This is a genomic window from Affinibrenneria salicis (assembly GCF_008710095.1).
Map to the genome: position 1 here is coordinate 1 of NZ_VYKJ01000037.1, position 3,194 is coordinate 3,194.

Here is a 3,194-nt window from a genome sequence, read left to right on the forward strand (position 1 = left end):
TGGTCAACTTCATGCCGTCAATGGCAGCGGGTCGAGGTGGTGATGTTGAATCCAGAGAAGCCAGAAACTGGTCTGAAAACGGCAGCATAAAAACGAATAAGGGTGTCAACTTCGTTGACAGCTACCGTAGCCAGTCAGACCGAAATTATGTCCTGAAAAAAGTGATGCGTTTCCATTCGGCGCTAAACGCATTCGCCTCTCTCACCGGGACTGAATCGCCACAGGTTTAATCACCCTTGTTCCCGGATCACCTTTTTCACCTGGCAGAACACCCGCTGGCAGACTGACCAGAACGTCGACCCTACGGACGATAAGCGGGATACAGAGTTGTTCTTCAGGATTGGCCGCACATCGCCGGAAATGTTTTCTTGTTCCACGACGGCGGACACCGCAGTGCTCTCCGTCGCAACATGCAGAACCTCAAGCTCCAGCGAAAGCTGATCCTCAGCAGGGATGTTATTGCCCTCAGGTGCTGTCTTATCCTGGAGTTTGATCCCCTGCGTCCCGAGCCACGAGATATCCAGTTGCCAGGCATGACGAGAGCGTTCCCGCCACACGTCAAATGCCTCATCCACATAGTCAAATGCGCCCTGCAAGGACCAGTCGTTCACAGGACATTGAGCTGCCGTGTTTGTTTAGTCACTTTAGTTGCTTCAACGGATAAGAATTGGAGGTACTGGAACCGTCGCTGTAGGCCTCTGTAATAATGATTTTTTTACCCTCAACAGCATATTTGACCGTGCTGTCTGCAGGATCGTCCCGCCAGCGATCGGTGCTGTCAGGGTTGTCAGACGCCCACATCACTTGATTGCCGATAAGTTTGCACTTGATGGCCCAGCGGGTGTCATCGTTTTGTCGGATATAATGTACGTAAGCAATACCTGACTCGACTTTGTCCAGTTGCATGATTTTGTGGTCACGGCCAAACATCGCCGCTGAAGCAGCCTTACACACCTGACCCACCGTCACTTCTGAAGCCAGTACCGGAGCAGCAAACACGAGCGGAACAAGAAGCAGGAGTTTCTTCATACGGATCCTTCCTTTTGGTTATGTTCATGAATAACGCTTAATGTATATCTCGGCAGCCTGAAGCATTTCTTGACGAATATTTAGCATTAGGATGACAGGACTGACTTATAAAATCCCCGGCGCAATCTCAAGCACTCCCTGACGGTTAGCCCTGCTCCTGCCGTACATCCTCAGCGAGGTACGCGAACAAAACATCGGGCATGAGGCCGGTTTTCTCTATAGTTGCCAGCACAGACTGTGTTGATACCTCGGAGATGACCTTCATCGCCTCATCACGAATTTCAACATATTCAGGGTCTTCACGGGGCACGAAAGGCTCCAGGAGGTGGGCGATGGCCTTACCGTTAACAGAAAGGCTGAACGTGCTGGCAGCACGATCCACATTCCAGATGTAGATGAGTGGCCACAACCCCAGCTCGTCACATTCAGCCTCACTGCGGATACCCGGCCGGTAAACGGGCATAGACAACTTTCTCTATTGCATGGCTGGCAACTTGATTTGATGATGAACTTACAGGAAAGTAACGCAATATCATCAGATTACGGACGGGTTAACAATGTGGGAAGAAAAGTACCTTTGTCATCAGTGTGTGGGTGATGCCTACGTCAGGCAACATATCAAAAAAATAGGTAGCAGTAATCAGGCCTGCTCTTACTGCAAACGAAAACGTATAAATATTCACGTCGAACATATCCTCGCGATGATGCATGACGTATTTGAATATTATTTTGAAACCTATGAGGATATTTATGATTGTGGTCATGGGGACAGCGCACAGGAGGTCATCTATAAAGAACTGGGCGTTGAATTCGAGGTGGCCGAGGATATCTACAATCTACTGGCTGAAAAGTTCAATCCGCATAATGATTTTGACGGGGTACGGTATAACGATGCCTTTGTCTACCGCCACATTACCTATTCCACAGGGAAACTCAGTTCTTCCTGGCGAAAAGCTACAGATTCTTTGCTGAATGAAACGCGATATTTTAACCGGGAGGCCAATGCTTTTCTGGATTCTCTTTTCCAGGATATCAATAAACTGAAAACCCTGGATAGTTCTTCTCCGGTAAAAATGCTGACAGAAGAAATTCGGCTTTATCGTGCCAGGGTCTTTGAAAACCAAGAGGAAGTCAAGCAAGCCCTGGAACAACCTGAAAAATACCTTGGCCCTCCCCCTCCCTCCCTGGCACGCCCTGGGCGCATGAATGCTCAGGGAATCTCCGTGTTTTACGGTGCCACATCCGTCGATGTGGCTATTGCAGAAGTCAGACCACCGGTCGGAAGTATTGTGGTGACGGCACCATTTGTTCCGCTGCGGGCCCTCAGGGTTCTCGATATTTCCGCCCTGGATTCACTCAGCTTCGGTTCCGGTAGTAAGTTTGATCCTCAGACCCGAAAAACCAATGAACGAGCGGTATTTTTCAGAACGCTTTCCCGAAAACTTACTCTGCCCGCCTTTGGAAAAAGGCAGGACAGCGATTATCTGATCACTCAGCTTGTTGCCGACTTTCTAAGTGATCGGGAAACCTTCGGTCTTGATGGCGTAAGCTTTAAGTCCACTCAAGTGCAGGCCGGAACAGGTTATAATATTGTACTGTTCAATAAGTCCTCTGCCGTCAGGCATGCAGCCGATGAATCACGGCGTTTTAATGTTGAGCTTTATGAATACGCAGAAGACAACCCGTATAATTTCGGCCCCGAAATTCAGCTTATAGTCGGGGTGCCCCAAAAAAAACTTTATGTGGGTTCGAGGGCTTTCGCGCGTATTCCTGAGCCTACGTTAAGACTTATCACTGACGGCATGACGTACCATAATATTACCGGGGTCACGTTCATAACTAGTCAAGCGCCTGTCAATCAGGGGGAAGACCTGATACAACCCATGCCTCCCGAACCTTTCGACGATCTCTCTGACTTTTAACGCCGCTGTTTCGGAAAACGTACTGCAGGCCGTCCAGTACACACCTTGTGAACACAAGGACAGAATTCCTGTACGGTCACTGCTCTCAGCTGACCGGGCCTGGTGGGGAATGCAGGGGTAATCCTCCCATTTTTAGCGGAGGTCATAAGTAGAGTTTACGCAGCACGTAATATATGCTGCTTTGGTGTATATCCACCCAGTGCCATATTGGGCCTTTCGTGATTATAAAACCACTGCCATTCC

Annotated in this window: 5 protein-coding genes; 2 read left to right on the forward strand and 3 right to left on the reverse strand. The window is 49.1% G+C overall.

What is annotated here, in order from left to right:
* The coding region (locus FJU30_RS27420; protein WP_223881723.1) for a hypothetical protein at window positions 1–230 on the forward strand (230 nt) is incomplete at its 5' end.
* On the opposite strand, the gene FJU30_RS26595 is transcribed toward FJU30_RS27420, so the two are convergent.
* The 3 genes from FJU30_RS26595 to FJU30_RS26605 all read right to left on the reverse strand — a co-directional run bounded on the left by FJU30_RS26595 (window position 231) and on the right by FJU30_RS26605 (window position 1,492).
* Entirely contained in the window at window positions 231–611 is a 381-nt protein-coding gene (locus FJU30_RS26595; RefSeq protein ID WP_223881724.1) for a hypothetical protein, read from the reverse strand.
* Between the two features lie 28 nt (window positions 612–639).
* Window positions 640–1,029 (reverse strand): hypothetical protein, encoded by a 390-nt coding sequence (locus FJU30_RS26600; protein WP_150437924.1) that lies wholly within the window; start codon window positions 1,027–1,029, stop codon window positions 640–642.
* A 145-nt stretch (window positions 1,030–1,174) separates the two neighbouring features.
* Window positions 1,175–1,492, reverse strand: a complete 318-nt coding sequence (locus FJU30_RS26605; protein ID WP_223881725.1) for a hypothetical protein — start codon at window positions 1,490–1,492, stop codon at window positions 1,175–1,177.
* A gap of 94 nt (window positions 1,493–1,586) precedes the next feature.
* Between FJU30_RS26605 and FJU30_RS26610 the strand changes: the two genes are divergently transcribed.
* Window positions 1,587–2,951, forward strand: a complete 1,365-nt coding sequence (locus tag FJU30_RS26610; RefSeq protein WP_150437925.1) for an RES domain-containing protein — start codon at window positions 1,587–1,589, stop codon at window positions 2,949–2,951.
* Window positions 2,952–3,194: the final 243 nt, after the last annotated feature.

Bases quoted from the DNA above. Each gene is read 5' to 3' on its own strand.
- FJU30_RS26605 (WP_223881725.1), bottom strand. From the start codon at position 1,492: ATGCCCGTTTACCGGCCGGGTATCCGCAGTGAGGCTGAATGTGACGAG.
- FJU30_RS26610 (WP_150437925.1), top strand. From the start codon at position 1,587: ATGTGGGAAGAAAAGTACCTTTGTCATCAGTGTGTGGGTGATGCCTAC.
- FJU30_RS26600 (WP_150437924.1), bottom strand. From the start codon at position 1,029: ATGAAGAAACTCCTGCTTCTTGTTCCGCTCGTGTTTGCTGCTCCGGTA.